This is a genomic window from Achromobacter semiaridum (assembly GCF_053543755.1).
In genome coordinates, this window is the sequence record NZ_JBLVOL010000067.1 from 11,732 (window position 1) to 13,977 (window position 2,246).

The following is a 2,246-nucleotide window of genomic DNA, read 5'->3' on the forward strand; positions in this document are numbered from 1 at the left end:
CCCGGGGGGGGGCCAGCCGCTTGTACAGCGCAAAGCGGATGTGGCCGAAGATGGCCATCATCACCAGGCCGCCCGTGGCCATCAGCGTCCAGTTCAGCGGCATGAAGAACTTGCCGCCGGTCTGGGCGGCCTGGCTGGCCGCCTGCCCGATCATCGACATCCCCGTCAGCAGGATCAGCACGATCGCTACCAGCACGGCATTCAGGAAAGGCCCCAGCACCGACGCCATCAGCGCCAGGCGCGCCGGGGGTTCCCATTTCGCGGCCGCCGGCCGCAAGAAACAGTGCGCGAACAGCATGCCGCCTACCCACAGGATCACGGCCATCACGTGGATGAATGTCAAGACGCTATAGAACATGGAGTCAGCCCGAGTCGTTATGCGGCCGCGGGGCGCGGCTGGTGTGTGCCGATGATATCTCCCCGCCCGCGTTTCACCCTACTTGACGGAAGCGCAGCCTTTGCAATTAGAATGAGATTGATTTGTATTTGTAATTTAGCGTTCTGGGAGCCCCTCGTGCCTAACCCCGTGCTCGCCTCAGGCGACACCGTCCAATGCTTGTACCGCAGCCACCATGGGTGGCTGCAAAATTGGCTGCGCGCGAAGCTGGGCAACGCCTTCGACGCCGCCGATCTGGCCCAGGACACGTTTGTCCGCGTGCTGCGCCATCGCCACGAACTGGACGCGCTGCGTGAACCGCGCGCCTACCTGACGACCATCGCCAAGCGCCTGATGCTTAACCACCATCGGCGCCGTTCCATTGAAGCCGCGTACCTGGAAGCGCTGGCCTTGATGCCGGAACGGCTGGCGCCGCCGGCCGAACAGCGCCTGATCATCCTGGAAACCCTGCAAGAAATCGACGAAATGCTGGCCGGCCTGCCGCTGCCCGCGCGCCAGGCTTTTCTGATGGCGCAGCTGGAAGACCTTAGCCATGCCGATATCGCACAGCGCCTGAACGTGTCGCTGCGATCGGTGCACCGCTACATCGCCCGGGGGTTCGAGCAATGCATCATGGCGGTGAGTTGAACAGCGCGGGCGGCGAGCTGCCCGCCGTCGAACGCCATGTTGCCCGCGAGGCCGCGCGTTGGTTGCTGCGCCTGAGCTCCGGCCGCGCCACCGACGCCGACGTGCACGCCTGCGACCAATGGCGCGCCAGCAAGGCCGAACACGAACATGCCTGGCAGCGCGCACAGCGCGTCAACGAACGCTTTGGCCTGATCCCGTCCGCGTTGGGCATGGCCACGCTGAACCGACCCGAACTCAAGCCGCGCCGCGCCGCATTGAAAACCCTGGTGGCGTTGATCGTGGCGGGCCCGGTGGGCTGGGCCGCCTGGCGCGCCGACCCGCTGGACTGGACGGCCGACTACCGCAGCGCAGCGGGCCAGCGGCGCGACATCACGCTGGCGGACGGGTCCGCGCTGCAACTGAATACCGCCAGCGCGGTGGACGTGGCGTTTGATGCCACCACCCGCTTGGTGAGATTGCGAGCCGGTGAAATGGCCGTGCATGCAGTGGCCGATGCGCAGCCGGGTGCACGCCCGTTCGTCGTGCGTACCAGCCTGGGCGATATCGTGGCGCCGCCGTCGCGCTTTTGCGTCCGCCAGGATGGCGTGCAATGCCAGGTCAGCGTGCAGGAAGGCCGGGTACGTGTCAGCCGGGCCGGCCGCATGGTCGATATCGCGGCGGGCCAGCAAGGCACGCTGACACAGGTTGACGCTGTTGGCCCCACGCCCGCCGATCCGCATGCCGGCGACTGGACGCGCGGCGTGCTGCATGCCGGCCAGATGCGCCTGGATGCCTTCGCGCGCGAGCTGGGCCGCTATCGGCCGGGCGTGTTGCGTTGCGACCCGGACGTGGCTCATCTGCGCATCTCGGGCGCGTTCCAGCTGGCCGATACCGACGCCGTGCTGGCTGCCTTGCCCGCCACCTTGCCCGTGCAGGTGCGCTACCGCACGTCCTATTGGGTGACCATCGGGCCGCGCGAATCGGCGGCATGATCGCCACCGTTACAAATTACCCGCCGACGCGCTGTCCGGTTCGCCGATCACGCGGGTCATGGTCTGTATAGGCAAACGAATGCCGATACCCGTTGGATCGAAAGGACGACCATGGCTTATCTTCCCGCCGGCCGCGCAAGCGGCTCCCGAACCTTAGTGGATGCGCCGACGCGCCAGACGCGCCTGAGCCACGCCGTGCACGCCGCGCTGGCGCTGGCCGCCGTTGCCGCCGCGATGCCGCCCCTGGCCGC

The 2,246-nt window shown here is 67.2% G+C and carries 3 protein-coding genes; 2 read left to right on the forward strand and 1 reads right to left on the reverse strand.

Annotated features, from left to right (window positions below; all coding sequences use genetic code 11):
• On the reverse strand, nt 1-358 hold a 358-nt coding region (locus ACNPP0_RS18820), incomplete at its 3' end, for a hypothetical protein (RefSeq protein ID WP_448706689.1).
• A gap of 156 nt (nt 359-514) precedes the next feature.
• Between ACNPP0_RS18820 and ACNPP0_RS18825 the strand changes: the two genes are divergently transcribed.
• Both ACNPP0_RS18825 and ACNPP0_RS18830 read left to right on the forward strand, forming a co-directional pair.
• Nucleotides 515-1,024, forward strand: a complete 510-nt coding sequence (locus tag ACNPP0_RS18825) for a sigma-70 family RNA polymerase sigma factor (protein ID WP_448706690.1) — start codon at nt 515-517, stop codon at nt 1,022-1,024.
• Nucleotides 1,003-1,995: a FecR domain-containing protein gene (locus ACNPP0_RS18830; RefSeq protein WP_448706691.1), complete on the forward strand. Its 993-nt coding sequence runs from the start codon at nt 1,003-1,005 to the stop codon at nt 1,993-1,995. The genes ACNPP0_RS18825 and ACNPP0_RS18830 overlap by 22 nt, the downstream gene beginning before the upstream one ends.
• Nucleotides 1,996-2,246: the final 251 nt, after the last annotated feature.